Annotated in this window: 22 protein-coding genes and 2 pseudogenes; 15 read left to right on the top strand and 9 right to left on the bottom strand. The window is 61.3% G+C overall.

What is annotated here, in order from left to right; translation table 11 throughout:
* The 3 genes and pseudogenes from ACEWE8_RS21690 to radC form a co-directional block, all read right to left on the bottom strand.
* Positions 1–623 (bottom strand): alpha/beta fold hydrolase (locus tag ACEWE8_RS21690; RefSeq protein ID WP_395589366.1); only part of this gene is annotated, 623 nt, incomplete at its 3' end.
* A gap of 336 nt (positions 624–959) precedes the next feature.
* Positions 960–1,997 carry a hypothetical protein gene (locus ACEWE8_RS21685; RefSeq protein WP_003253411.1) on the bottom strand — a complete coding sequence of 346 codons (1,038 nt, stop codon included), beginning with the start codon at positions 1,995–1,997 and terminating at the stop codon, positions 960–962.
* 498 nt (positions 1,998–2,495) lie between these two features.
* A pseudogene (radC, locus tag ACEWE8_RS21680) lies at positions 2,496–3,008 on the bottom strand (DNA repair protein RadC); the annotation flags it as partial.
* A 130-nt stretch (positions 3,009–3,138) separates the two neighbouring features.
* On the opposite strand from radC, the gene coaBC reads away from it, so the two are divergent.
* The 4 genes and pseudogenes from coaBC to argB all read left to right on the top strand — a co-directional run bounded on the left by coaBC (position 3,139) and on the right by argB (position 7,256).
* Positions 3,139–4,350: a bifunctional phosphopantothenoylcysteine decarboxylase/phosphopantothenate--cysteine ligase CoaBC gene (gene coaBC / locus ACEWE8_RS21675; RefSeq protein WP_012312135.1), complete on the top strand. Its 1,212-nt coding sequence runs from the start codon at positions 3,139–3,141 to the stop codon at positions 4,348–4,350.
* 5 nt (positions 4,351–4,355) lie between these two features.
* The gene (dut, locus tag ACEWE8_RS21670; protein ID WP_012312134.1) at positions 4,356–4,811 is read left to right on the top strand and encodes a dUTP diphosphatase; all 456 of its coding nucleotides are present in this window, start codon (positions 4,356–4,358) and stop codon (positions 4,809–4,811) included.
* A gap of 135 nt (positions 4,812–4,946) precedes the next feature.
* A pseudogene (locus ACEWE8_RS21665) lies at positions 4,947–6,320 on the top strand (phosphomannomutase/phosphoglucomutase); the annotation flags it as partial.
* A 30-nt stretch (positions 6,321–6,350) separates the two neighbouring features.
* Positions 6,351–7,256 carry an acetylglutamate kinase gene (argB, locus tag ACEWE8_RS21660; protein ID WP_046786869.1) on the top strand — a complete coding sequence of 302 codons (906 nt, stop codon included), beginning with the start codon at positions 6,351–6,353 and terminating at the stop codon, positions 7,254–7,256.
* A 104-nt stretch (positions 7,257–7,360) separates the two neighbouring features.
* Here argB and pyrE read toward each other — a convergent pair whose 3' ends face one another.
* Complete coding sequence (gene pyrE / locus ACEWE8_RS21655; protein WP_011536401.1) at positions 7,361–8,002, bottom strand: orotate phosphoribosyltransferase; 642 nt, start codon at positions 8,000–8,002, stop codon at positions 7,361–7,363.
* Between the two features lie 80 nt (positions 8,003–8,082).
* Here pyrE and ACEWE8_RS21650 point away from each other — a divergent pair, with 80 nt between their 5' ends.
* Positions 8,083–8,862: an exodeoxyribonuclease III gene (locus ACEWE8_RS21650; protein ID WP_012312131.1), complete on the top strand. Its 780-nt coding sequence runs from the start codon at positions 8,083–8,085 to the stop codon at positions 8,860–8,862.
* 61 nt (positions 8,863–8,923) lie between these two features.
* Here the strand turns inward: ACEWE8_RS21650 and rph are convergent, their stop codons facing one another.
* A complete protein-coding gene (rph, locus tag ACEWE8_RS21645; RefSeq protein WP_046786868.1) occupies positions 8,924–9,646 on the bottom strand; it encodes a ribonuclease PH in 723 nt (240 codons plus the stop codon).
* Positions 9,647–9,873: 227 nt separating this feature from the next.
* Here rph and ACEWE8_RS21640 point away from each other — a divergent pair, with 227 nt between their 5' ends.
* Positions 9,874–10,737 (top strand): YicC/YloC family endoribonuclease, encoded by an 864-nt coding sequence (locus ACEWE8_RS21640; RefSeq protein ID WP_039604571.1) that lies wholly within the window; start codon positions 9,874–9,876, stop codon positions 10,735–10,737.
* Between the two features lie 13 nt (positions 10,738–10,750).
* Positions 10,751–11,371, top strand: a complete 621-nt coding sequence (gmk, locus tag ACEWE8_RS21635; protein WP_046786867.1) for a guanylate kinase — start codon at positions 10,751–10,753, stop codon at positions 11,369–11,371.
* 94 nt (positions 11,372–11,465) lie between these two features.
* Here the strand turns inward: gmk and ACEWE8_RS21630 are convergent, their stop codons facing one another.
* The 3 genes from ACEWE8_RS21630 to ACEWE8_RS21620 form a co-directional block, all read right to left on the bottom strand.
* Positions 11,466–13,004, bottom strand: coding sequence for an APC family permease (locus ACEWE8_RS21630; protein WP_046786866.1), 1,539 nt, complete (start codon positions 13,002–13,004; stop codon positions 11,466–11,468).
* A gap of 114 nt (positions 13,005–13,118) precedes the next feature.
* A complete protein-coding gene (locus ACEWE8_RS21625; protein WP_046786865.1) occupies positions 13,119–13,868 on the bottom strand; it encodes a gamma-glutamyl-gamma-aminobutyrate hydrolase family protein in 750 nt (249 codons plus the stop codon).
* 4 nt (positions 13,869–13,872) lie between these two features.
* Entirely contained in the window at positions 13,873–15,216 is a 1,344-nt protein-coding gene (locus tag ACEWE8_RS21620; protein ID WP_371316823.1) for a glutamine synthetase family protein, read from the bottom strand.
* Between the two features lie 244 nt (positions 15,217–15,460).
* Here ACEWE8_RS21620 and ACEWE8_RS21615 point away from each other — a divergent pair, with 244 nt between their 5' ends.
* The 5 genes from ACEWE8_RS21615 to ACEWE8_RS21595 all read left to right on the top strand — a co-directional run bounded on the left by ACEWE8_RS21615 (position 15,461) and on the right by ACEWE8_RS21595 (position 20,153).
* Positions 15,461–16,333, top strand: coding sequence for a LysR family transcriptional regulator (locus ACEWE8_RS21615; RefSeq protein WP_046786863.1), 873 nt, complete (start codon positions 15,461–15,463; stop codon positions 16,331–16,333).
* A 203-nt stretch (positions 16,334–16,536) separates the two neighbouring features.
* On the top strand, positions 16,537–16,800 hold the full coding sequence (rpoZ, locus tag ACEWE8_RS21610) for a DNA-directed RNA polymerase subunit omega (RefSeq protein ID WP_012312123.1): 264 nt from the start codon (positions 16,537–16,539) through the stop codon (positions 16,798–16,800).
* A gap of 59 nt (positions 16,801–16,859) precedes the next feature.
* On the top strand, positions 16,860–18,968 hold the full coding sequence (gene spoT, locus ACEWE8_RS21605) for a bifunctional GTP diphosphokinase/guanosine-3',5'-bis pyrophosphate 3'-pyrophosphohydrolase (protein WP_046786862.1): 2,109 nt from the start codon (positions 16,860–16,862) through the stop codon (positions 18,966–18,968).
* Between the two features lie 23 nt (positions 18,969–18,991).
* Positions 18,992–19,372 carry a RidA family protein gene (locus tag ACEWE8_RS21600; RefSeq protein ID WP_012312121.1) on the top strand — a complete coding sequence of 127 codons (381 nt, stop codon included), beginning with the start codon at positions 18,992–18,994 and terminating at the stop codon, positions 19,370–19,372.
* A 55-nt stretch (positions 19,373–19,427) separates the two neighbouring features.
* On the top strand, positions 19,428–20,153 hold the full coding sequence (locus tag ACEWE8_RS21595) for a hypothetical protein (protein WP_046786861.1): 726 nt from the start codon (positions 19,428–19,430) through the stop codon (positions 20,151–20,153).
* Between the two features lie 74 nt (positions 20,154–20,227).
* Here ACEWE8_RS21595 and ACEWE8_RS21590 read toward each other — a convergent pair whose 3' ends face one another.
* Complete coding sequence (locus ACEWE8_RS21590) at positions 20,228–21,085, bottom strand: SDR family oxidoreductase (RefSeq protein WP_046786860.1); 858 nt, start codon at positions 21,083–21,085, stop codon at positions 20,228–20,230.
* A gap of 191 nt (positions 21,086–21,276) precedes the next feature.
* Between ACEWE8_RS21590 and exbB the strand changes: the two genes are divergently transcribed.
* From exbB to ACEWE8_RS21575, 3 genes are read left to right on the top strand one after another with little or no spacing between them, the layout of a single operon-like run.
* Positions 21,277–22,248: a tonB-system energizer ExbB gene (exbB, locus tag ACEWE8_RS21585; protein WP_046786859.1), complete on the top strand. Its 972-nt coding sequence runs from the start codon at positions 21,277–21,279 to the stop codon at positions 22,246–22,248.
* Positions 22,249–22,251: 3 nt separating this feature from the next.
* The gene (gene exbD / locus ACEWE8_RS21580; RefSeq protein WP_046786858.1) at positions 22,252–22,680 is read left to right on the top strand and encodes a TonB system transport protein ExbD; all 429 of its coding nucleotides are present in this window, start codon (positions 22,252–22,254) and stop codon (positions 22,678–22,680) included.
* A complete protein-coding gene (locus tag ACEWE8_RS21575; RefSeq protein WP_046786857.1) occupies positions 22,677–23,411 on the top strand; it encodes an energy transducer TonB in 735 nt (244 codons plus the stop codon). Before exbD ends, ACEWE8_RS21575 begins: the two co-directional genes overlap by 4 nt.
* The last annotated feature ends 81 nt before the right edge of the window (positions 23,412–23,492 follow it).

Raw genomic sequence — 23,492 nt, 5'->3', positions numbered from 1 at the left:
CGACCAGTCCCGCCGTAGCCTATAGTCGAAAAGGTAGCTAGGACGGGGTAAAAATCTCGCGTCCCGACATCGTTGACGATGTTGCCTGCAGCCATGTGCCGAGCATGCTTCTCCCAGGCATAATTGCCTTTTATTATGGAGCCGCAGAGAACAATTCTCTCAATGTTGATGTCAGTGTATTTGGCGAGGATCCGACTAATGATATAGGTGCCGAAGCTGTGGGCAATGACCATAATGCGAGCAGTCGGTTCCATAAGCCGTGCGTCTCGGAAGTCATTTGCGATCTTATTGATTGGCGTAGATCGAAACGGACACGCAAGCTGCAGCGCGGTCACACAATGGTAGCCAAGACCTTTGACTCTGACATGAGCAACATCTCGGAAGGCTGCTTTTACCAGCTCGTGCCAGGAACCATCAGTTTGAATACCATGGACAAGCATGAGCGTGATGGCCTGAGCATCATCTTTGACATTAGAAATCTGCATATCGACTAACGAGTCAAACAGCTCCAGATGCTCGGCATCCAGAGTTGCCCTAATTGCCTGCAGCTGGGCCAGTCGTTTGGTCTCAATCGTATTTTCCCAAGTCGATCGAACAAGGGTAACAATATCAACAGGCTTCAATCGAGCACCAATCTATAGGTTGGTTCCACGTTGGCGGCAAGTACTTCAAATTCGGTATCCATCCCAGGATCACGAACAATCTCTGGGATATCGCCGTAAGATTGGAATGAGAGACCTTCGCCGCTGGGGCACCTAACAATAAGGAATCTCTTGATAATCCGGCCCGTTACCAAGATATTAATCAAGATTGCAAGGTGCGCGGAAGTACCGGCTTGCATAATATCGAACATGCGATTCGGGTTTAGCCGAATTCTAGGCAAAGCTTCGCCACCCTGGGATTCATAGCCCTGGATAAAACTAGCCAATCTTCGGAGGCCTTCAGCCTCGTCTGGATGGTTAAGTATTAAAGGCGATAACTTTTCCGCGAACATATTCGTATTCTCCGGCGGAGCACGCTACGGTCACCGCAAACTCGTTTCTCTCACCCGAAATCAAAAGCCTCAGTTCACGGGGAGGATCACTGTCTGGTAGTTTAACGTAAATATTGGCTCCCGTCACTTCGCCATCACGCTCCAAGAAGCGATCCAACGCAGACATCGAACCCTCATCCGATGAAAGGTTTTCATCAACCGATGCGGAGGTAATCTGCATTTGGGCCCCGAATTCATTTCGAGCCGTTGAATTGCTATATCTGATTTCTTGGGAGAGGTTATCGCGCTCGCGCAGAATCTTATTCTTAGCGGGGCTAAGCGAAACTTCAGCGAACCCATCGTCCGGTAGAAATTTCCTTACTTTGTTTTTCAACACCCACAAGAGCTCGGAATATTTCTTTGCCTGATTATCTTGAGAGGCAATACGAAACTCCAATAAACCAGTGTGGTCCAGGTGAACAATATTCACCGCACGTTTTTTTGTGGTCGCATAGCGTCGAATCAGTTCGCCAGTTGCTGGATCCGTCTCCACAGCGCTGAGACGATTGATGTCACGGCTTTCGACGACTTTGATCGTAAGCGAAACCGGTGTCTTCTGCGGGTCCGGACGGTACAGGCGGATGTCGACGATTGTGGCCTCGTCGGGCATCTCAAGATCCAGCGGGTGAGTAAACAGCCCCGAAAGGCCCTCAGCTGCTGCGATTGAAGCGATGCGTGTAGGAGACAGCAGGCCGATTGCCCGCTCTTCAGTGCACTGGAAAAGGAACGAGTGCTGCTTGCCAAACTCCTCCACCTGCTGCAGTAGATCACGGAGGTCTTTCAGGGCAAGTTTTTTATCCTTGAGGGCAGGCTCGATCCGCTTCTCATAGAGATCGTCCCAGTTTTGCGCAGAAACGGGGATGCCCTTCGTCCGGAGGAATTCCTTGACGACGGCTTGGCTAGTCGCATTTTTCAGAAGGCCAAAAAGGATCTTGGCTAGCTTTTGGTCGTCGTCACTCAGCACATCACTCTCCACAAATTGGCATTAAGCTTAAAGGCTCGTGCGAGCCTTGGCTGTGGAGGCATGAAGCCGGTGACATCCTGCCACGAGAGCGCCGACCTGCGCGCATCATGCCTTCCATTGCGCGCGCATTCTCGCCTTTTTATCCAGCGGTACACAATGAGTGGAGAAGGTCAAAATGCCATCAGCGATGTAGGATCCCTTGGCCACGTGGAGTAGGTTCCATCAGATTTTGCCGTAATGTTCAGCTTTTTCGGGAAGATGGGTAGGAATTCCCAGCTTTTCTGTGAACCGCAAGCAACAGCCTGAGCCCCAGTCATCCGGGACCTAGCATCACAATTGTTGGTGAAGCTGACTGCTGTGGTGGCCCGCCTGGGCCTAAAATCAAATTTGCTCTGCAACACTGAATATGGAACATCAAAATCTGAATAAGCATCAAGGAATGCTTCTATCTCGGGCACTTCAGCCGAGTGAAACACTAGAGTTGACACCATAACCGCGGAGGATCAACGCCGCAGCGTTGTGCATCAACGCACGGCGCACCACTTCCCGCGGGTAGATGCTGGCCCGGTCGATCGTCCCTCTGAACAGGATTTCGAAAGCCAACGGCCGGTGTTTGCTATCCAGAAACAGGCAGCCAAAAACTTCGCTAGGCTCATGACGCAGCATGGCTTTCAGGTATCTGCGCACCGCAAAAGGACTCTCCAGAGCGCAGTCGCGCTCGATCGATGTGGCAAGGTTGCGCCGCCCGATCTCCAGCAGCGCCTGCAATTGGCCATACCGCACCGGCCCAAGCCCGAGCGCCCCCACGAATGCGTCCCTGTCAGCTTCAAGCAACTGGCGCAAGCCGCCGAACTTGACGAGCAACCCCCGCGCCAGCTCCACGACGTTGTGGCCCCGCACGCCAGAGCCGAGAAACACGGCCAGCAATTCGGCATCCGAAAGGCTGCCCACCCCGCGCTGCATCAACTTTTCCCTGGGCCGCTCCTCGGCTGGCCACTCGCTTATCTTCATTGCATCTCCTTTGCGCCCTGCTGCGACACGTTTAGGCCCTGTGTTAATCTATTTCGCCTCGTACATGCGACGTTCTGCCGCAGGCAATCCTGTTCGTCGCTGCCCGCTCTCTCTGGAAAAAGGCAAGCCTATGCAGCGGCTGTATCGCAAGCGCATCGTTCTCGGCGTCGGGGGCGGCATTGCCGCCTACAAGAGCGCCGAGCTGATTCGCCGACTCCTGGAGCACGGCGCGCAAGTGCGCGTCGTCATGACCCGTGGTGGTGCTGAATTCATCACCCCGCTGACCCTGCAGGCGCTGTCCGGCCACCCGGTACACATGGATCTGCTCGACCCTGCCGCCGAAGCGGCCATGGGCCATATCGAACTGGCCAAATGGGCCGACCTGGTGCTGATCGCCCCCGCCACCGCCGACCTCATGGCGCGCATGGCCCAAGGCATGGCCGACGACTTGCTGACCACCCTGGTACTGGCCACCGACGCCACTGTGGCAGTGGCCCCGGCCATGAACCAGGCCATGTGGCGCGACCCGGCGACCCAGGCCAATCTCGACCTGCTCAAGACCCGTGGCATCCAGGTGTTCGGGCCGGCTTCCGGCAGCCAGGCCTGCGGCGACGTGGGCCTTGGCCGCATGCTCGAAGCCACCGACCTGGCCTGGTGCGCCGCCGAGAGCTTCAAGCGCCAGGCGCTTACCGGCAAACATGTGCTGATCACCGCCGGGCCAACCCAGGAAAACATCGACCCGGTGCGTTACATCACCAATCATAGCTCCGGGAAGATGGGCTTCGCGCTGGCCGAGGCGGCCGCAGAAGCGGGTGCCCGGGTGACCCTCGTCACCGGCCCTGTGCACCTGCAGACCCCTGACCGGGTCAACCGGATCGACGTGGTCAGCGCGCGGGACATGCTCGCAGCCTGCGAGGCGGCCATGCCGTGCGACCTGTTCATCGCCTCGGCAGCGGTCGCGGACTACCGCCCGGAGGTCGTTGCCACACAGAAGCTCAAGAAAGATCCTACGACCGGCGACGGCATGCTGCTGCAGATGGTGCGCAATCCCGATATCCTTGCCACCATCGCTGGCCGCACCGACCGCCCGTTCAGCGTCGGCTTCGCCGCCGAGACCGAACATTTGCTCGATTACGCCACGCGCAAGCTCAAGGACAAGAACCTCGATCTGATCGTCGCCAATGATGTGGCCAACCCCAGCATCGGCTTCAACAGCGAGGAAAATGCCCTGACCGTGATCGACCGCCAGCAGCATCAAACCCTCTTCGCGCAGACCAGCAAAGGCAAGATTGCCCGGCAACTGGTCGCCTTCATCGCCGAACGGCTCAACCAGGTTCAATAAGTTACATGCACGCTCTTCAAGCCAAGATCCTCGACCCACGCCTGGGCAGTGAATTTCCGCTGCCGCAATACGCCACCCCTGGCTCCGCCGGCCTGGACCTGCGCGCCCTGCTCAAAGAGGACACCGTCCTGGAGCCGGGCCAGACCCTGCTGATTCCTACCGGCCTGTCGATCTACATCGGCGACCCGGGCCTGGCCGCGATGATCCTGCCGCGCTCGGGTCTGGGCCATAAGCATGGCATCGTGCTGGGCAACCTGGTCGGCCTGATCGACTCGGATTACCAGGGCGAGCTGATGGTGTCGTGCTGGAACCGTGGCAACACGCCATTCACCATCGCCGTTGGCGAGCGCATCGCTCAGCTGGTGCTGGTACCGGTAGTGCAAGCGCATTTTGAAGTCGTCGAGGCCTTCGATGAAAGCCAGCGCGGCACCGGCGGCTTCGGCCATTCCGGCAGCCACTGAGCCGACCGGCGACCGTTCAGGCCATGGATGGCGAACTCTCTGATGAAACCACCGTCCAAGCGTTCAGTTTGCGCCTGCCCAGAAAGCCTTTGACTAATGGAGCTTCCAGAGATGAACGACATGGCCCACCTGGTCCCCGCACTGCCCGACAGCATCTTCCGCGCCTATGACATCCGCGGCGTGGTCGGCAAGACCCTGCACGCCGAAACCGCCTACTGGATCGGCCGCGCCATTGGCGCGCAGACGCTCGCCCAAGGCGAGCCGCAGATTTCCGTCGGCCGCGACGGCCGCCTGTCCGGCCCGATGCTGGTCGAGCAACTGATCAAAGGCCTGGCCGATGCCGGTTGCCAGGTCAGCGACGTCGGTCTGGTGCCGACCCCGGCGCTGTATTTCGCTGCCAATGTCCTGGCCGGCAAGTCCGGCGTGATGCTCACCGGTAGCCACAACCCTTCGGATTACAACGGTTTCAAGATCGTGATCGCTGGCGATACCTTGGCCAACGAACAGATCCAGGCCCTGCTGACTCGCCTGAAAACCAACGACCTGACCCGTGGCGAAGGCAGTGTGGAAAAGGTCGAGATCCTCGAGCGCTACTTCCAGCAGATCGTCGCTGACGTGAAGCTGGCGAAAAAGCTCAAGGTGGTGGTGGACTGCGGCAACGGCGCTGCCGGCGTTATCGCGCCGCAGCTGATCGAAGCCTTGGGCTGCGAAGTCATCCCACTGTTCTGCGAGGTGGATGGCAACTTCCCCAACCACCACCCGGACCCCGGCAAGCCTGAAAACCTTGAAGACCTGATCGCCAAGGTCAAGCAAACCGGTGCCGATATCGGCCTGGCCTTCGACGGCGACGGTGACCGCGTCGGTGTGGTGACCAACACCGGCAGCATCGTTTACCCCGACCGCCTGCTGATGCTGTTCGCGCAGGACGTGCTGGCGCGCAACCCGGGGGCCGAGATCATCTTCGACGTCAAATGCACCCGCCGCCTGACACCGCTGATCGAACAACACGGCGGCCGCGCCTTGATGTGGAAGACTGGTCACTCGTTGATCAAGAAGAAGATGAAGCAGACAGGTTCGCTGCTGGCCGGCGAGATGAGCGGGCACATCTTCATCAAGGAGCGCTGGTACGGTTTCGACGACGGTATCTACAGCGCCGCACGCCTGCTGGAGATCCTCAGCAAGGCTGGCCAGGACGCCGAAAGCCTGTTTGCCGCATTCCCGAACGACATTTCCACGCCGGAAATCAATATTGATGTGACCGACGAGGGTAAATTCAGCATCATTGATGCACTGCAACGCGACGCCGACTGGGGCCAAGCCAGCCTGACCACCATCGACGGTGTGCGGGTCGACTATGCCCAGGGCTGGGGCCTGGTTCGCGCCTCCAACACCACGCCGGTGCTGGTGCTGCGCTTCGAGGCCGAAAGCGACGCCGAGTTGCAACGTATCAAGGATGTTTTCCGCGCCCAGTTGCTGCGGGTTGCCCCTGAGCTGCAACTGCCGTTCTGACCGACTATCTGTTCCTTACAGGAGCCCTGCATGACCCTCGATCGCGATGCCGCTTCCCATGTAGCCGAGGTTTTGTCCGAAGCACTGCCTTACATTCGCCGTTTTGTCGGCAAGACCCTGGTGATCAAGTACGGCGGCAACGCGATGGAGAGCGAGGAGCTCAAGACCGGGTTTGCCCGTGACATCGTGCTGATGAAGGCCGTAGGCATCAACCCGGTGGTCGTGCACGGTGGTGGCCCTCAGATCGGCGACCTGCTCAAGCGCCTGTCGATCGAAAGCCACTTCATCGACGGCATGCGTGTCACCGACGCGGCGACCATGGACGTGGTTGAAATGGTGCTGGGTGGCCAGGTCAACAAGGACATCGTCAACCTGATCAACCGCCACGGCGGCAGCGCCATCGGCCTGACCGGCAAGGACGCGGAGCTGATCCGCGCCAAGAAGCTCACCGTGAGCCGCCAGACGCCGGAGATGACCCAGCCGGAAATCATCGACATCGGCCACGTCGGCGAAGTGGTCAGCGTCAACACCGACCTGCTGAACATGCTGGTCAAAGGCGACTTCATCCCGGTGATCGCGCCAATCGGCGTGGGTGCCAACGGTGAGTCGTACAACATCAACGCCGACCTGGTGGCCGGCAAGGTGGCCGAGGCACTGAAAGCCGAGAAGCTGATGCTGCTGACCAACATCGCCGGCCTGATGGACAAGCAAGGCCAGGTCCTGACCGGCCTGACCACCGAGCAGGTGAACGAACTGATCGCCGACGGCACCATCTACGGCGGCATGCTACCGAAGATCAAGTGCGCGCTGGAAGCGGTCCAGGGTGGCGTGAACAGCTCGCACATCATCGACGGCCGCGTGCCGAATGCGGTGCTGCTGGAGATCTTCACCGACAGCGGCGTGGGCACCTTGATCAGCAACCGCAAGCCACGCTGATCGCCTGCACTGGCCCTATCGCCGGCTTGCCGACGATAGGGCCGTAAAAGGCAACAGATAAAAAAGGCGACCCGAAGGTCGCCTTTTTCATTACCGAGCCGCAATCAGATCCCGTACTGCGCCCGATAGGCCTCGACCGCCGGCAGATGCTGCTTGAGCTGCGGATCATCGGCCAGGAACTCCAGCACCTGGGTCAGCGAAACGATGCTGACTACCGGGATACCGAAGTCACGCTCCACTTCCTGGATCGCCGACAGTTCGCCATTGCCGCGCTCTTCGCGGTTGAGCGCGATCAGCACGCCAGCGGCCTTGGCCTGCTGGGCATTGATGATCTGCATGACCTCGCGGATGGCAGTGCCAGCGGTGATCACGTCATCGATGATCAGGACGTCACCGGCCAGTGGCGCGCCGACCAGGCTGCCGCCTTCGCCGTGATCCTTGGCTTCCTTGCGGTTGAAGCACCACGGCACGTCCAGCTGATGTTGCTCGGCCAGGGCCACGGCGGTGGCCGCAGCCAGCGGGATACCCTTGTAGGCCGGGCCGAACAGTACGTCGAACGGGATCTTGCTGTCGACGATGGCCGCCGCGTAGCAACGCCCCAGCTGAGCCAGGGCAGAACCTGTGTTGAACAGGCCGGCATTGAAGAAATACGGGCTGGTACGCCCCGATTTCAGGGTGAATTCACCGAAGCGCAGAACGCCGCGATCGATGGCAAAACGGATGAAGTCGCGCTGATACGGCTGCATGGAAAGTCCCGGACACCACGGATTTAGCTAAATGGGTTGAGCTCGGGTATCATACACGCACGAGATTTTTGGGGCCATTTATGCGGATCATCAGTGTGAACGTAAATGGCATTCAGGCTGCAGCCGAGCGTGGATTGCTCAGCTGGTTGCAAGCCCAGAATGCCGACGTCATCTGCCTTCAGGATACCCGCGCCTCGGCCTTTGAACTCGACGACCCAGCTTTCCAGCTCGATGGCTATTTCCTTTATGCCTGCGACGCGGAGGTACCCGCCCAAGGTGGCGTGGCACTGTATTCGCGCATGCAGCCCAAGGCAGTCATCACCGGCCTGGGCTTCGAGACAGCCGACCGCTACGGGCGTTATCTGCAAGCAGATTTCGACAAAGTCAGTATTGCCAGCCTGCTATTGCCTTCGGGCATGAACGGCGACGACGACTTGAACCAGAAGTTCAAGTTGATGGACGACTTCGCCAAGTACCTGGACAAGCAGCGGCGCAAGCGTCGTGAGTACATCTATTGCGGCTCGTTCTACGTGGCGCAGCAGAAGCTCGACATCAAGAACTGGCGTGACAGCCAGCAGTCGCCAGGCTTCCTGCCGCCTGAGCGTGCCTGGATGGATGCGATCACTGGCGACATGGGCTATGTGGATGCCCTGCGCGAAGTCAGCCGTGAAGGTGACCAGTACAGCTGGTGGCCGGACAACGAGCAGGCCGAGATGCTCAACCTGGGCTACCGGTTCGACTACCAGATCCTCACCCCGGGCCTGCGCCGCTTCGTGCGCAATGCCCGCCTGCCGCGTCAGCCGCGCTTCTCGCAGCATGCGCCGCTGATCGTCGACTATGACTGGACGTTGACCATCTGAGCACTGTTCAGATACGAAAAAGCCGACATTGAAGTCGGCTTTTTCATACCTGCAGGATCAATCAGTCGGCCAGAGCGACCTGCTGCAGTTCGAAGATCTCGTTCATGCCCTTCTGCGCCAGCGCCAGCATGGCGTTGAAGTCTTCGGGCTGGAACGGCGCACCCTCTGCAGTGCCCTGCACTTCGATGAAACCACCGGCACTGGTCATGACCACGTTCAGGTCGGTCTCGGCAGCGGAGTCTTCCAGATAGTCCAGGTCGAGTACGGCTTCGCCCTGGTACATGCCCACTGATACGGCGGCGATCATGTGCTTGAGCGGATTGCCGCCCTTCAGGCCACCCCGTTTCTTGATCACTGCCAGGGCATCGACCAGGGCGACCATGGCGCCGGTGATCGACGCGGTGCGGGTGCCGCCATCGGCCTGGATCACATCGCAGTCGACGTACAGGGTGATGTCACCCAGCTTGCTCATGTCCAGCGCGGCGCGCAGCGAGCGGCCGATCAGGCGCTGGATTTCCAGGGTGCGACCACCCTGCTTGCCACGGCTGGCTTCGCGCTGGTTACGCTCACCGGTGGAGCGCGGCAGCATGCCGTACTCGGCGGTCAGCCAGCCTTGGCCCTGGCCTTTGAGGAAGCGCGGTACGCCGTTTTCAACGCTGACCGTGCAGATGACCTTGGTGTCACCGAACTCGACCAGTACCGACCCTTCGGCGTGCTTGGTGTAGTTGCGGGTGATGCGGATCGAGCGGAGCTGATCGGCGGCGCGACCACTTGGACGTTTCATCTGGGATACCTGTACTGGGACTTTGAATCTGCCCGGCATTATAAAGCCCGTAGCCCGGTGAGGACATGCTTATTGTCGGGCCGCGCACAGCCTGTCGCCTTTTCCCACCGGCCGATGAGGGCTCTGTAACATGGGCGGATTGGGCGCCAAGGGCGCACTGCGCTACAATCCTGCGCCTTGCAGCCGAAAGGCTTTCCCGTTCACATCATCTACGCGAGGTACTCCCCATGGTGCACAGCATGACCGCTTTTGCTCGTGTCGAGCGCGCAGGCAGCCAAGGCACCCTGGTCTGGGAACTGCGCTCGGTCAACCACCGCTACCTTGAACCTCACCTGCGCCTGCCCGACGCCCTGCGCGACCTGGAAGGCGCGGTGCGTGAGGGTCTGCGCCAAGGCCTGTCGCGCGGCAAGGTCGAATGCACCTTGCGCCTGCACGAAGACAGCAACGGCAAACCACTGAAGGTCGACCGCGAGCGTGCCGCACAACTGGTTGCCGCCGCCGAAGAAGTGGCCGGCCTGATCAAGCAGCCGGCGCCGCTCAACCCGCTGGAAGTGTTGTCCTGGCCGGGCGTGCTGGTGGCCGACGCCAGCGACCCGCAGGCGCTCAATGCCGAAGCCGTGGCACTGTTCGACGAGGCCCTGGCCGAATTGAAGGCCGGGCGCCTGCGCGAAGGCCAGGAGCTGGCACGCCTGATCAACGAGCGGCTGGACAGCATGGCCACCGAGGTCACCACCCTGCGTGCCCTGGTACCGCAGATGCTGGCCGCACAACGGCAGAAGATCATCGACCGCTTCGGCGACCTCAAGGCCGAGCTCGACCCGCAACGGCTTGAGCAGGAGATGGTGCTGCTGGCACAAAAGAGTGACGTTGCCGAAGAGCTGGACCGCCTCAGCACCCACGTCAATGAAGTACGCCGGGTGCTCAAGTCCGGGGGTGCCGCTGGCCGGCGCCTGGACTTCCTCATGCAGGAGCTCAACCGCGAGGCCAATACCCTGGGCTCCAAGGCCTTCGACCCGCGTAGCACGCAAGCGGCGGTCAACCTGAAGGTACTGATCGAACAGATGCGTGAACAAGTACAGAACATCGAGTAAGGCCACCCCTACCATGAACCACAGCAGCGGCACCCTATATATCGTCTCGGCCCCGTCAGGTGCCGGCAAGACCAGCCTGGTCAACGCCCTGATCAAGGACGACAAACGCGTCAGCGTTTCTGTCTCGCACACCACGCGCGGCAAACGCCCGGGCGAGGAGCACGGCGTCAACTACCACTTCGTCAGCCATGACGAATTCAAGGCGCTGATCGACAAGAACGACTTCCTTGAACACGCCGAAGTGTTCGGCAACTTCTACGGCACCTCGCGTAGCACGCTGCAGCAAGTGCTGGACCGGGGCGATGACCTGATTCTGGAAATCGACTGGCAAGGCGCCCGTCAGGTGCGCGAGCTGATGCCCGAAGCCCGTTCGATCTTCATCCTGCCACCCAACCTGGAGGCGCTGCGCCAGCGTCTGGACGGGCGTGGGCAGGACAGCGATGAGATCATTGCCGGCCGCATGAAAGAGGCCGTCAGCGAGATGCAGCACTACGACGAGTACGAGTACGTCATCATCAACGACGACTTCGATGTGGCGCTGGAGGAGTTGAAGGCCGTGTTCCGCTCGAACCGTTTGCTGCTGTGCAAGCAGCAGGAACGGCACGGGGCATTGCTCAAGCAGTTGATCGGCTGAAGATAGAGACAGTTGGGGCCGCTTTGCGGCCCTTTCGCGACACAAGGCCGCGCCTACCGCGGGGTTGTTGGGGCGCAACGCGCCCCACCCAGCATTATTCCTGCAGCTGCAGAGTCGCCTGCTGTCGCAGGGTAGCCCCCAGGAAGTAAGCCGGCGCGCGCATCCGCGACAGCATCATCAGCACTATCCCCAGTGCCGAAATGATCGCCGCAATCACGAACACCAATCCTACGCCAGCCACATGCGAGCCACTGCCGAAATCCGGCGACGCGCTGTCGATGGCGGTGCGCACGAAGATCACCGACAGGATCACACCACCCAACAGGGGGCACAGGCCGCGCATGCAGAAGTGGCGCAGGCTGTCGAACAGGCTGTGGCGGAAATACCATACGCAGGCAAACGCGGTCAGCGAATAGTAGAAGCAGATCATCATGCCCAGGGCGGTGATGGTGTCCGCCAGCACGTTTTCGCTGAGGGTACGCATGGTCACGTAGAACAGGCCTGCGGCAACGCCGGCACAGATGGTTGCGTAACGTGGCGTCTGCGAACGCGGGCAAACCTTGGCAAAGCGCTCTGGCACCGCACCGTAGTAACCCATGGCGAGCAGCGTGCGCGCCGGAGAGACGAAGGTCGACTGCAGCGAAGCGGCGGTGCTGGCCAGCACGGCGATGGACATCAGTATCGCCAGCGGCCCCATGACTGGCCCGGCCAGGTGGGCAAAGACGTTCTCCTGGATACGCGGGTTGTTCAGTCCCAGCCCTTGCTCGCTGATCCCCGCGAATTGCAGGGTGGCGATGGCGGTGAGCAGGTACAGACCAAGAATCAGCAGCACGGTCCAGGTCGCCGCTTTGCCCGGCACCTCGTCGCTGCCGATCGATTCCTCACTGACGGTCAGGCACACGTCCCACCCCCAAAAGATGAAGATCGACAACGACAGGCCAGCGGCAAAGGCCGAGAACGACTCCACGCCGAAGGGGTTGAACCAGGCCAGGTCGAACTCCAGCGGCGCTGGCGCGGTGGTCTCACTGAAGGCGGCGAAGGCAAAGCCGATCAGCACCAGCAGTTGCAAGGCCACCAAACCATATTGCACGGTCATGGTGGTGGCCATGCCGCGACAACAGATCCACACCGCCATGGCGATGAACACGCAACAGGTGGTGATGTTGATCAGCAGGTTATCCGCCAAGGCAGCCAACGCCTGGTTACCGGTGATCTGAGCCAGGAACAGATAGAAGAAATCAACGGCCACCCCGGCCAGGTTGGACAACACGATGGTGGTGGCAACGACCAGCCCCCAACCACCGATCCAGCCGATCATCGGGCCGAAGGCGCGGGCCGACCAGGTAAAGGAAGTACCGCTGTCCGGCTCCGCCGCGTTCAGCTCACGGTAGCCCAGGGCGACCAGCAGCATGGGCAGGAAGCCGACGATGAAGACGGCCGGAAGGTGCTCGCCGACCTCCCGCACGGTGGGGCCAAGGGCACCGGTCAGGGTATAGACCGGGGCGATAGTCGAAATGCCCAGCACCACGCTGGCCAACAGGCCAAGACGGCCTTTGGCCAAACCTTTGCTGCGCTGAGTGCTGCCTGAATCGGCCACATCGGGTGGGCGGCCAGCTTCTGTGTAATCGCTCATGAGTATTTGCCGTAACTATTGGAATTGTTGTCACAGGCCCTGCGAACAAGGCGCTTTCACTCATTGAAAGCTTGCGTATCGGTATCAGTCATCCAAGACCTTCGGGTAACGACCCTACCGTGCAGCATGGGCAATGCAGGCCTCACGGAACGCCTGGAACAGGCGTTTGGAGACCGGGTTGTCGGCAAAACGCCATTCCGGGTGCCACTGCACGCCAAGCACAAAGCCAGGCGCGTCAGGCATCGACACCGCTTCGATCAGGCCATCCGGGGCCCTTGCCTCGACGCGCAGGCCCGGGGCCAGGCGGTCGATGCCCTGACTGTGCAGCGAGTTGACCTCGAACTGCGCAGCCAGGCCCAGGCGCTCGAATACCCCGCCAGGCGCAATGCCGACGGGATGACGAGGGCCGTATTGCACCTCCAGGGGTGCGTCCTCAGGTTCACGGTGGTCCAGGTAGCCCGGCAGCTCGTGCACGCGCTGGTGCAAGCTGCCGCCGAGGGCGACGTTCAATTCCTGGAAGCCACGACAGATACAGAACACCGGCACGCCGGCGGCAATGGCCGCCTGCAACAGCGGCAAGGTCAGGCGGTCACGTGCAAGATCGTGCCGGGTACCTTCCGCGCTGGGGGCGCCATTGTAATGATGCGGCTCGACATTTGAAGGCGAGCCGGTAAAAAGAATGCCATCGAGCCGTGCCAGCAACGCCTGCGTGTCACTGCCCCCGTCGCGGGCCGGCAGGATAAGCGGGAGCCCGGCAAAGCCGGCCGCCTCGACATACTTGTCGCCCACCGTGTGCGACGAGTTCTTCCCCACCTGCTGACGGCAGGCGCTGACACCGATCAAGGGGACCGCAATTGCGCTCATGGGCTTACACCGTGTGCAGGTACCAGTTGTACTCGAGGTCGGAGATCGATACTTCGAACTCGGCCAGCTCACTTTCCTTGCAGGCCACGAAGATATCGATGTAATCCGGGCTTATGTATTGGTTGAGGACTTCACTGTCATCCAGCGCGCGCAAGGCGTCGCGCAGGTTGTTCGGCAGGCTTTGCTCCAGCTGTTCGTACGAGTTGCCTTCAATCGGCGCGCCAGGCTCGACCTTGCTGGTCAAACCATGGTGGATCCCCGCGAGAACTGCCGCGAGCATCAGGTAAGGGTTGGCGTCGGCGCCCGCTACACGGTGCTCGATGCGCACGTTTTCACTGCTGTCGGTCGGCACCCGAACCGCTACGGTACGGTTGTCCAACCCCCAGCTCGGCGCATTCGGCACGTAGAACTGGGCGCCAAAGCGACGGTACGAGTTGACGTTCGGGCACAGGAAGGCCATCGACGCCGGCATGGTCTCCAGCACGCCACCAATGGCATGGCGCAGAGCATCGCTTTGCAGTGGGTCTTCATGGGCAAAGATGTTCTTGCCGGTCTTCTTGTCGAGCAGCGAAATGTGCACGTGCAGGCCGTTGCCCGCCTGGCCTGGGTAAGGCTTGGCCATGAACGTGGTGTCCATTTCATGGTCGTAGGCGACGTTCTTGACCAGGCGCTTGAGCAGGATCGCGTAGTCGCACGCCTTCAGCGGATCGGCAACGTGGTGCAGGTTGACTTCGAACTGCGCGGGCGCGCTTTCCTTGACGATTGCATCGGCCGGCAGGCCCTGCTCCTTGGCCGCTTCCAGCATGTCCTGCAGGCAGTCGACATATTCGTCGAGGTCGTCGATGAGGTAGACCTGGGTCGACTGCGGACGCTTGCCCGAAGTGGGCGAGCGCGGCGGCTGCGGACGACCGTTGAGGTTGTCCTGGTCGATCAGGTAGAACTCCAGCTCGAACGCGGCGCAGATGTCCAGGCCCAGGTCATCGAACTTGCTCACCACCTGGCGCAACACTTCGCGCGGGTCGGCGAAGAACGGCTCGCCCTCGAGCTCGTGCATGGTCATCAGCAACTGGGCGGTCGGGCGCTTCTGCCAGGGTTCGTTGCAGAGCGTGCCGGGGATCGGGTAGCAGATCCGGTCGGCATCGCCGATGTCCAGCCCAAGCCCGGTGCTTTCCACGGTCGAGCCATTGATATCCAGGGCGAACAGCGATGCCGGCAGGTTGATCCCCTTTTCGTACACCTTGTGCAGGCTGGCCCGCTCGATGCGCTTGCCACGTACCACGCCATTCATGTCGGAGATCAGCAGATCGACGTACTGAGTGTCCGGATGGGCCTGGAGGAAGTCTTTCATCTCGCTGGAAGAACTGGCGCACGGGGTGACCGACGTCATGGTGTACATCCTTTGATGTGCTGCGGCGATGTGGGGATACGGCTGGCGCCTCACGGGCGACGATGGTTGCAGCTGTTGTTTTTTTAACTTTCCCATCGTGGGGATTGGTTACCCGACCGGGCGCATTGATTCCCGGGGGCAGTTCCACTATAAAATGGCCTCAACGCAACAGACATTGGCATTTCGGCAAGTAGAGCGTGCACCAATGCAATATCAGATCACCCACGCCGACCTCTCCCTGGTCCTGGCCCTGGAGCGCGGGCGCTCACTGGCCAAGGCCGCCGAACTGCTCAAGGTCGATGTTTCGACCGTGTTCCGTTCGATTCGCCGGCTTGAGTCGGCACTGGGCACCGCACTGTTCGTCAAGAGCCGCAAGGGCTACCTGCCGACCGACACCGCCCAGGCCCTGGCCGAGCAGGCCGAACGGGCCGAGCAGGCGCTGGATGCTGCGCGCATCGCCATGACCAGTGGCGAGCAGGTGGTGAGCGGCACCGTTCGTCTGACATGCACTGAGGCGGTAATGCACAGCCTGCTGCTGCCGGCGCTGGCCGAGTTCATGCCCAATTACCCGGCTCTGTCGCTGGAGATGGGCACGTCCAACACCTTCGCCAACCTCAGCAGGCGCGATGCCGACATCGCTCTGCGCCTGACCAATACGCCGCCCGAGCACCTGGTCGGCCGTTGCCTGGGTTCGACGTCCTATGTGATCTGTGGCCAGCCGCAATGGCGCGAGCGCCTGGACGAGTCCCACAACAGCGTGCCATGGATAGCCCCGGACGACTCCATGCAGGACCACCCCACCGTGGTCTGGCGCAATCAGCAGTACCCCGGGCTGAGCCCGCGCTACCAGTGCAGCAGCATGTCGACCATTGCACAGCTGGTAAGCACGGGGCTGGGCGTTGCGGCGCTGCCCGACTACATGGTCCATGCACTGCCTGGTGTCGAGGCGCTGAGCGGACCGCTGGCCGGTTGCGACACCCAACTGTGGCTGCTGACCCGGCCCGATTGCCGGGCCTTGCGCTCGGTGCAGACATTGTTCGAAGAGCTGACCCCAAGGTTGCGCGGCGCGATGTTGTGAGATACAAGATGAAGGTGTCTGTCGCGGCCCTTTGGCGGTGGTTCGGCGCCCCGGCAAGCCCGCGTCCACAGGGTGAGGGATGCAGGCCTGATGGGGTATCCGGCAAAACAGCGCTTCCCTATTGGCTGGTGATTTTTTAAACTATCGAGTCCGCCTGCCCATATTGGGCTGCACGCCCATCGCATTTGCTACTGAGGAAGACCATGGCCCGCGTAACTGTTGAAGACTGCCTGGAACACGTGGATAACCGTTTTGAGCTGGTCATGCTCTCGACCAAGCGCGCCCGTCAGCTGGCTACCGGCGGCAAAGAGCCACGCGTAGCGTGGGAAAACGACAAGCCGACCGTCGTTGCCCTGCGTGAAATCGCAGAAGGCATCGTCACCAACGAATTCATTGCCGCTGAAGAGATCGTCACCGAGGATCCGGTCTTCGCCGCGTTCGAGGACGAGTCCAACGAGGCTGTCTGATCGATGCCTGGTCGACGTCGCGCGGCGCAAGGCCCTCTTCCTCGGCAAGAGGTGAAACCATGCCGGGCATAGAAGCCTTAGCCGAACGGCTGTCGACCTACCTGGGCCCCGAACAGGTCAACCTGGTTCGCCGGGCCTATTTCTACGCCGAACAGGCACACGATGGGCAGCGCCGCCGCAGCGGCGAGCCCTATGTGACCCATCCGCTGGCCGTGGCCAGCATCCTCGCCGACATGCACATGGACCATCAGAGCCTGATGGCGGCCATGCTGCACGACGTGATCGAAGACACCGGCATCGCCAAGGAAGCCCTCAGCCAGCAGTTTGGCGAAACGGTTGCCGAGCTGGTCGATGGGGTCAGCAAACTGACCCAGATGAACTTCGAGACCAAGGCCGAAGCACAGGCTGAAAACTTCCAGAAGATGGCCATGGCCATGGCCCGCGATATCCGCGTGATCCTGGTCAAGCTGGCCGACCGCCTGCACAACATGCGCACCCTGGAAGTGCTGTCTGGCGAAAAACGCCGACGCATCGCCAAGGAAACCCTGGAAATCTACGCGCCCATCGCCAACCGGCTGGGCATGCACACTGTGCGCGTAGAGTTTGAAGACCTCGGCTTCAAGGCCATGCACCCGATGCGCTCGTCGCTGATCCACCGGGCGGTCAAGAGCGCGCGCGGCAACCGTAAAGAGATCGTCGCCAAGATCGAACACTCGCTGGCCAACTGCCTGGCCGCCGACGGTATTCAAGGCGAGGTCAGCGGCCGGCAGAAACACCTCTATGGCATCTACAAGAAGATGCGCGGCAAGCGCCGCGCCTTCACCGAGATCATGGACGTGTACGCCTTCCGCATCATCGTCGACAAGGTCGACACCTGCTACCGCGTGCTCGGCGCCGTACACAACCTGTACAAGCCGCTGCCCGGGCGCTTCAAGGACTACATTGCGATCCCCAAGGCCAACGGCTATCAGTCGTTGCACACCACGCTGTTCGGCATGCACGGCGTGCCCATCGAAATCCAGATCCGCACCCGCGAAATGGAAGAGATGGCCAACAATGGCATCGCCGCACACTGGCTGTACAAGTCCAACGACGACGAGCAGCCCAAAGGCAACCATGCGCGCGCTCGCCAGTGGGTCAAGGGCATCCTCGAGCTGCAGCAGCGTGCCGGCAACTCGCTGGAATTCATCGAGAGCGTGAAGATCGACCTGTTCCCTGACGAGGTCTATGTCTTCACGCCCAAAGGCAGGATCATGGAGCTGCCCAAAGGCTCCACCGCCGTCGATTTCGCCTATGCGGTGCATACCGATGTGGGCAACAGCTGCATCGCCTGCCGCATCAACCGGCGCCTGGCGCCGCTGTCCGAGCCACTGCAGAGCGGTTCGACGGTCGAGATCGTCAGCGCCCCGGGCGCGCGGCCCAACCCGGCCTGGCTCAACTTCGTGGTCACCGGCAAGGCCCGTACGCACATCCGCCACGCACTCAAGCAGCAGCGACGCTCCGAGTCGATCAACCTTGGCGAGCGCCTGCTGAACAAGGTGCTGACCGGTTTCGACAGCAGCCTCGAGCAAATCCCTCAGGAGCGTATCAACGCGATTCTCGCCGAGTACCGCCTGGAACTGATCGAAGACCTGCTCGAAGACATTGGCCTGGGCAACCGCATGGCCTATGTGGTGGCCCGCCGCCTGCTGTCAGCCGAAGGCGAACAGCTGCCAGCACCGGAAGGCCCTCTGGCGATCCGCGGCACCGAAGGCCTGGTATTGAGCTATGCCAAGTGCTGCACGCCCATCCCGGGCGACCCGATCGTCGGCCACCTGTCGGCAGGCAAGGGCATGGTCGTGCACCTGGAGAACTGCCGCAACATCAGTGAAATCCGCCATAACCCGGAGAAGTGCGTACAGCTTTCCTGGGCCAAGGACATCACCGGCGAATTCAATGTCGAGTTGCGTGTCGAGCTGGAACACCAGCGCGGCCTGATTGCCCTGCTGGCCAGCAGCGTCAATGCCGCCGACGGCAACATCGAGAAGATCAGCATGGACGAACGCGACGGCCGCATCAGCGTTGTCCAACTGGTGGTCAGCGTGCACGACCGCGTGCACCTGGCTCGTGTGATCAAGAAGCTGCGTACGCTGACCGGCGTGGTCCGCATCACCCGCATGCGTGCGTAGTCCGCCAACCGCAAGGAGTCATCATGAGCAAGACCGTCATCAACAGCGACAAGGCCCCTGCCGCCATCGGTACCTACTCGCAAGCGATCAAGGCCGGCAATACCGTTTACATGTCGGGCCAGATTCCGCTGGACCCGAACACCATGGAACTGGTTGAGGGCTTCGAAGCCCAGACCGTACAGGTCTTCGAGAACCTCAAGGCCGTTGCCGAAGCCGCCGGCGGTTCGTTCAAGGACATCGTCAAGCTGAACATCTTCCTCACCGACCTGAGCCACTTCGCCAAGGTCAACGAAGTGATGGGCCGCTACTTCGAGCAGCCGTATCCAGCCCGTGCCGCCATTGGCGTTGCCGCGCTGCCAAAAGGCGCCCAGGTAGAAATGGACGCCATCCTGGTCATCGATTGATGCCGCTGGTGACGGGCGCCTTGCCCGTCACCTTTCAGTTCAAGGTTAACCTACCATGCGTCAAGCACTGCCCCTCGCGCTGGCAGCCCTGCTTCTGAGCGGCTGCGCCAGCCACAAACCCGAAGATTTCAACGGCACCTGGATCAACCAGGACGCCATCAACGCCGCCGTCAAAGGTGGCAGCCTGCGCCAGGCCCTCAATGAACACGGCCCCATCTTCGAGTGGAAACTCGATGTGGCCAGCCAGCAGGCCAGCTACAGCAATGGTTTCGAGGCCGCCGACGGCCAATTGAGCGCCGCTGACAAGCAATGGCAGGCCAACTTCCCGGGCGGCCAGACCGAACAGCTGGCGCTGGATGGCGACGAGCTGAAAGCCACGGACACAACAGGTGCCGAACGCAGTTTCGTCCGCGCCAAACAGCTCGGTAATGTGCCCTTGGGCAGCAGCTTCGAGAAAGCACTGTACCAGGCGTACCTCGGCGGGGACTGGAAGATTGTCGAAGGCCAGGGCACAGGTAGCGTCGTCCGGTTCACCGATAACGGCGGCGTCACCGGCCTGCCCGGCCCTGACCGCTACGCCCTGTGCCTGGCCGGCGATTGCGCAAGCATGGGGGGCAGCAACGACAGCCTTTGGCTTGAGCGCAACCAACGTGGCGCGCCATTCATCTTCAAGCGCGATGGCGACAAGCTGGAGATCTTCCAGGCGCTCAACCGCGCACAGCCCGATGAAATCCCGCAACTGGCAGCCGGTACCCGCCAGTGGGTGCTGGAGAAAGACTGACCCAAGTCGCGCCTGGTTTCACTGGCCTAATCGCCGGCTTGCCGGCGATTAGGCCAGCAGCAACACAGCAGGCTTCAGCCTTCGCCTTTAAGGATCGCCGCGTAACCTTCCTTGTAACTCGGATACTCCGGCACCCAACCCAATGCCCGCACCCGGGCATTGCTGCAGCGCTTGCTGCCGGTGCGGCGCACCCGCTGCTCATCGGACCATTCGGTAACGCCCATGTAAGCTCGCAACCAGCCAACCACATCGGCCAGTGGCGCAGGGTCGTCATCAACGCCTATATAGCAATCGTCCAACGCCACACCATCGGCATCGGCCTGCAGCAGGAACGCCAGCAGGCTTGCGGCATCCTCGGCATGGATACGGTTGCCATACAGCGGCGGCTCGGTCGCCACCCGATAGCCCTGACGCACCTGGCTGAGGAGCCACTCACGCCCTGGGCCATAGATCCCCGTCAGGCGCACGATGCTTGCCGGCATGCCGCCAGCCAGGGCCAGCCGCTCAGCCTCCAGCATCACACGCCCCGAATAGCCTTGCGGCTCGGTAGGTGCGGTCTCATCGATCCACTCCCCATCCTTTTGTGCAAACACACTGCTGCTGGACACGAACAGCAGGCGGCGCGGGCGCTGCCCACGCTCGGCCAGCCAACCCAGCACGTGACGCAAGCCTTCAACGTAAGCGCTTTGATAACCCGCCTCATCGTGCTGGCTGGCGGCTACGCAATACACCAGATAATCCGGGGAATGCTGTGGCCAAGCCTGGGGCAAGCCCGAATCGGACAGGTCGGCAGCGATCGGTACAACACCCTGTGGCAGGTGTTCGACCGAACGGCGCAGGCCGCTTACCTGCCAGCCACGGGCGAGCAATTGGCGGGCCAGCCGGCCGCCGACATCACCACAACCTACGATCAATACGGAACGGTCTGACATCACTTAACTCCCTAGACCAAAGGATCAGGCTAGCCGGATTACACGATAGGCGGCTAGACCATGGGCGAAAAAAGCAACGAGATTACTTTTGTTAACAAGAATTACTTGCAATAATGGCACCCCTATCTGTTCTCGGCCTATCTCGAGGCCTTGGAGAACGCACACTTTTTTCTTCATCAGGTCCGGCCAGCATGACACGTACTCACACTTCCGCTTCGCCAACCCCGTCACGCGCCTGGCGCGCCATTGCCGCGCTGATGTTCAGCCTGGTGCTGGCCCCAGCGGCTATGGCCGATGAGCCCAATACCAACGTCAGCGCCCCAGCAGCTGCAAGCGCACCGGCCACCCCAGCCACCGAAAGCCAGGCACCTGCTGGCGACGCTCAGGCCGCTACGCCGGTCGATGCGCCGGCGGCAGCGGCCCCAGGCACCGAAGCCGTGGTCGAGAACACTTCGCTGGGCATGGCCCATGACCTGTCCCCATGGGGTATGTACAAGAACGCCGACGTGGTGGTGAAAGCGGTCATGATCGGCCTGGCCATTGCCTCGATCATCACCTGGACCATCTGGATCGCCAAGGGCTTCGAACTGATGGGCGCCAAGCGTCGCCTGCGCGGCGAAATTGCACAGCTGAAGAAGTCTGCCAGCCTCAAGGAAGCCAGCGAGGTCTCCAACAAGGAAGGCACCCTGGCCCACACGCTGGTCCACGATGCCCTGGAAGAAATGCGCCTGTCGGCCAACGCCCGTGAAAAAGAAGGCATCAAGGAACGCGTGAGCTTCCGCTTGGAGCGCCTGGTGCATGCCAGCGGCCGCAACATGAGCAGCGGCACCGGCGTGCTCGCCACCATCGGATCCACCGCGCCGTTCGTCGGCCTGTTCGGTACAGTGTGGGGCATCATGAACAGCTTCATCGGCATCGCCAAAACCCAGACCACCAACCTGGCCGTCGTTGCCCCGGGTATCGCCGAAGCCCTGCTGGCCACCGCCCTGGGCCTGGTCGCAGCGATCCCGGCCGTAGTTATCTACAACGTCTTCGCCCGCTCCATCGCCGGCTACAAAGCCCAGGTTTCCGACGCTTCGGCGCAGGTCCTGCTGCTGGTCAGCCGCGACCTGGACCACCAGGGTGGCGAGCGCGTCGCCCCGCACATGGTGAAAGTGGGGTAAGCCATGGGCCTGCATCTGAACGAAGGTGGCGACGACCTCGCCGAAAACCACGAAATCAACGTCACGCCGTTCATCGACGTGATGCTGGTACTGCTGATCATCTTCATGGTGGCCGCGCCCCTGGCCACGGTCGACATCAAGGTCGACCTGCCTGCCTCGACCGCCAAGCCGGCACCGAGGCCGGAGAAGCCGGTGTTCGTCAGCGTCAAGGCCGACCAGAAGCTGTATGTCGGTGACGATCAGGTGCCTGCCGCCGACCAGCTTGGCCCGATGCTCGATGCCAAGACCAAGGGCGACAAGGAAACCACCATCTTCTTCCAGGCCGACAAAGGCGTGGATTACGGTGACCTGATGGAAGTGATGAACAACATGCGCGCGGCCGGCTACCTCAAAGTCGGTCTGGTAGGTCTCGAGACGGCAGCCAAGAAATGACGAAGACGCGGCACAATCTGGCGCGTTACAGCGGCAGCCTGGCACTTGTGCTGGGTGTCCATGCCGTCGCTGTGCTGCTCACGCTCAACTGGTCGGTGCCCCAGGCCGTCGAGCTGCCCCCGGCAGCCATGATGGTCGAACTGGCACCGCTGCCCGAGCCCGCACCGCCACCACCACCGAAGGCCGCTCCACAGCCACCGGCACCGGTCGAAGAGCCGCCGCTGCCCAAGGTGACCGAAGCGCCCAAACCAAAGATCGCCATCGCCAAGCCGCCCAAGCCCAAACCCAAGCCTCAACCGCCGAAGCCTGAGAAAAAGCCTGAGCCGCCAAAGGATGAGCCACCGACCAAAGAACAGGTCGTGGACACGCCGCCAACCAACACGCCACCGCAGAAGTCGGCGGCACCGGCACCCAGCATTGCCGCGAACAGCAAAGCGTTGCCTACGTGGCAGAGCGACCTGCTGCGCCACCTGGCGAAGTACAAGCGCTACCCGGAAGATGCACGCCGCCGGGGCCTTCAGGGCATCAACCGCCTGCGCTTCGTGGTCGACGCCGAAGGCAAGGTGGTCTCGTACTCCATGGCCGGTGGTTCGGGCAGCGCGGCGCTGGACCGGGCAACCCTGGAAATGATCCGTCGGGCCGGCAAGGTACCCAAGCCGCCTGCCGAATTGCTGAACAATGGCACGATCGAAGTAGTGGCACCGTTCGTCTACTCGCTGGACCGTCGCTGATACTTTTGTTTCTGTCACAAATCGGCAAGTCTGATAACGTGCGTCTATCGATTGCAGCCGCTATGCTGGGCTCGCAACTTC

The sequence above is a fragment of the Pseudomonas sp. TR47 genome, assembly GCF_044143025.1.
Taxonomy (GTDB): Bacteria; Pseudomonadota; Gammaproteobacteria; order Pseudomonadales; family Pseudomonadaceae; genus Aquipseudomonas; species Aquipseudomonas putida_E.
The sequence above is the reverse complement of the archived record's forward strand: the minus strand, read 5'-3'. Positions and strand labels throughout refer to the sequence as shown.

Bases quoted from the DNA above. Each gene is read 5' to 3' on its own strand.
- exbB (WP_046786859.1), top strand. From the start codon at position 21,277: ATGACACGTACTCACACTTCCGCTTCGCCAACCCCGTCACGCGCCTGG.
- rph (WP_046786868.1), bottom strand. From the start codon at position 9,646: ATGAAACGTCCAAGTGGTCGCGCCGCCGATCAGCTCCGCTCGATCCGC.
- ACEWE8_RS21615 (WP_046786863.1), top strand. From the start codon at position 15,461: ATGCAATATCAGATCACCCACGCCGACCTCTCCCTGGTCCTGGCCCTG.
- spoT (WP_046786862.1), top strand. From the start codon at position 16,860: ATGCCGGGCATAGAAGCCTTAGCCGAACGGCTGTCGACCTACCTGGGC.
- pyrE (WP_011536401.1), bottom strand. From the start codon at position 8,002: ATGCAGCCGTATCAGCGCGACTTCATCCGTTTTGCCATCGATCGCGGC.
- ACEWE8_RS21625 (WP_046786865.1), bottom strand. From the start codon at position 13,868: ATGAGCGCAATTGCGGTCCCCTTGATCGGTGTCAGCGCCTGCCGTCAG.
- ACEWE8_RS21640 (WP_039604571.1), top strand. From the start codon at position 9,874: ATGGTGCACAGCATGACCGCTTTTGCTCGTGTCGAGCGCGCAGGCAGC.
- dut (WP_012312134.1), top strand. From the start codon at position 4,356: ATGCACGCTCTTCAAGCCAAGATCCTCGACCCACGCCTGGGCAGTGAA.
- gmk (WP_046786867.1), top strand. From the start codon at position 10,751: ATGAACCACAGCAGCGGCACCCTATATATCGTCTCGGCCCCGTCAGGT.
- ACEWE8_RS21590 (WP_046786860.1), bottom strand. From the start codon at position 21,085: ATGTCAGACCGTTCCGTATTGATCGTAGGTTGTGGTGATGTCGGCGGC.
- ACEWE8_RS21600 (WP_012312121.1), top strand. From the start codon at position 18,992: ATGAGCAAGACCGTCATCAACAGCGACAAGGCCCCTGCCGCCATCGGT.
- rpoZ (WP_012312123.1), top strand. From the start codon at position 16,537: ATGGCCCGCGTAACTGTTGAAGACTGCCTGGAACACGTGGATAACCGT.
- coaBC (WP_012312135.1), top strand. From the start codon at position 3,139: ATGCAGCGGCTGTATCGCAAGCGCATCGTTCTCGGCGTCGGGGGCGGC.
- ACEWE8_RS21595 (WP_046786861.1), top strand. From the start codon at position 19,428: ATGCGTCAAGCACTGCCCCTCGCGCTGGCAGCCCTGCTTCTGAGCGGC.
- ACEWE8_RS21620 (WP_371316823.1), bottom strand. From the start codon at position 15,216: ATGAAAGACTTCCTCCAGGCCCATCCGGACACTCAGTACGTCGATCTG.
- argB (WP_046786869.1), top strand. From the start codon at position 6,351: ATGACCCTCGATCGCGATGCCGCTTCCCATGTAGCCGAGGTTTTGTCC.
- exbD (WP_046786858.1), top strand. From the start codon at position 22,252: ATGGGCCTGCATCTGAACGAAGGTGGCGACGACCTCGCCGAAAACCAC.
- ACEWE8_RS21575 (WP_046786857.1), top strand. From the start codon at position 22,677: ATGACGAAGACGCGGCACAATCTGGCGCGTTACAGCGGCAGCCTGGCA.
- ACEWE8_RS21650 (WP_012312131.1), top strand. From the start codon at position 8,083: ATGCGGATCATCAGTGTGAACGTAAATGGCATTCAGGCTGCAGCCGAG.
- ACEWE8_RS21630 (WP_046786866.1), bottom strand. From the start codon at position 13,004: ATGAGCGATTACACAGAAGCTGGCCGCCCACCCGATGTGGCCGATTCA.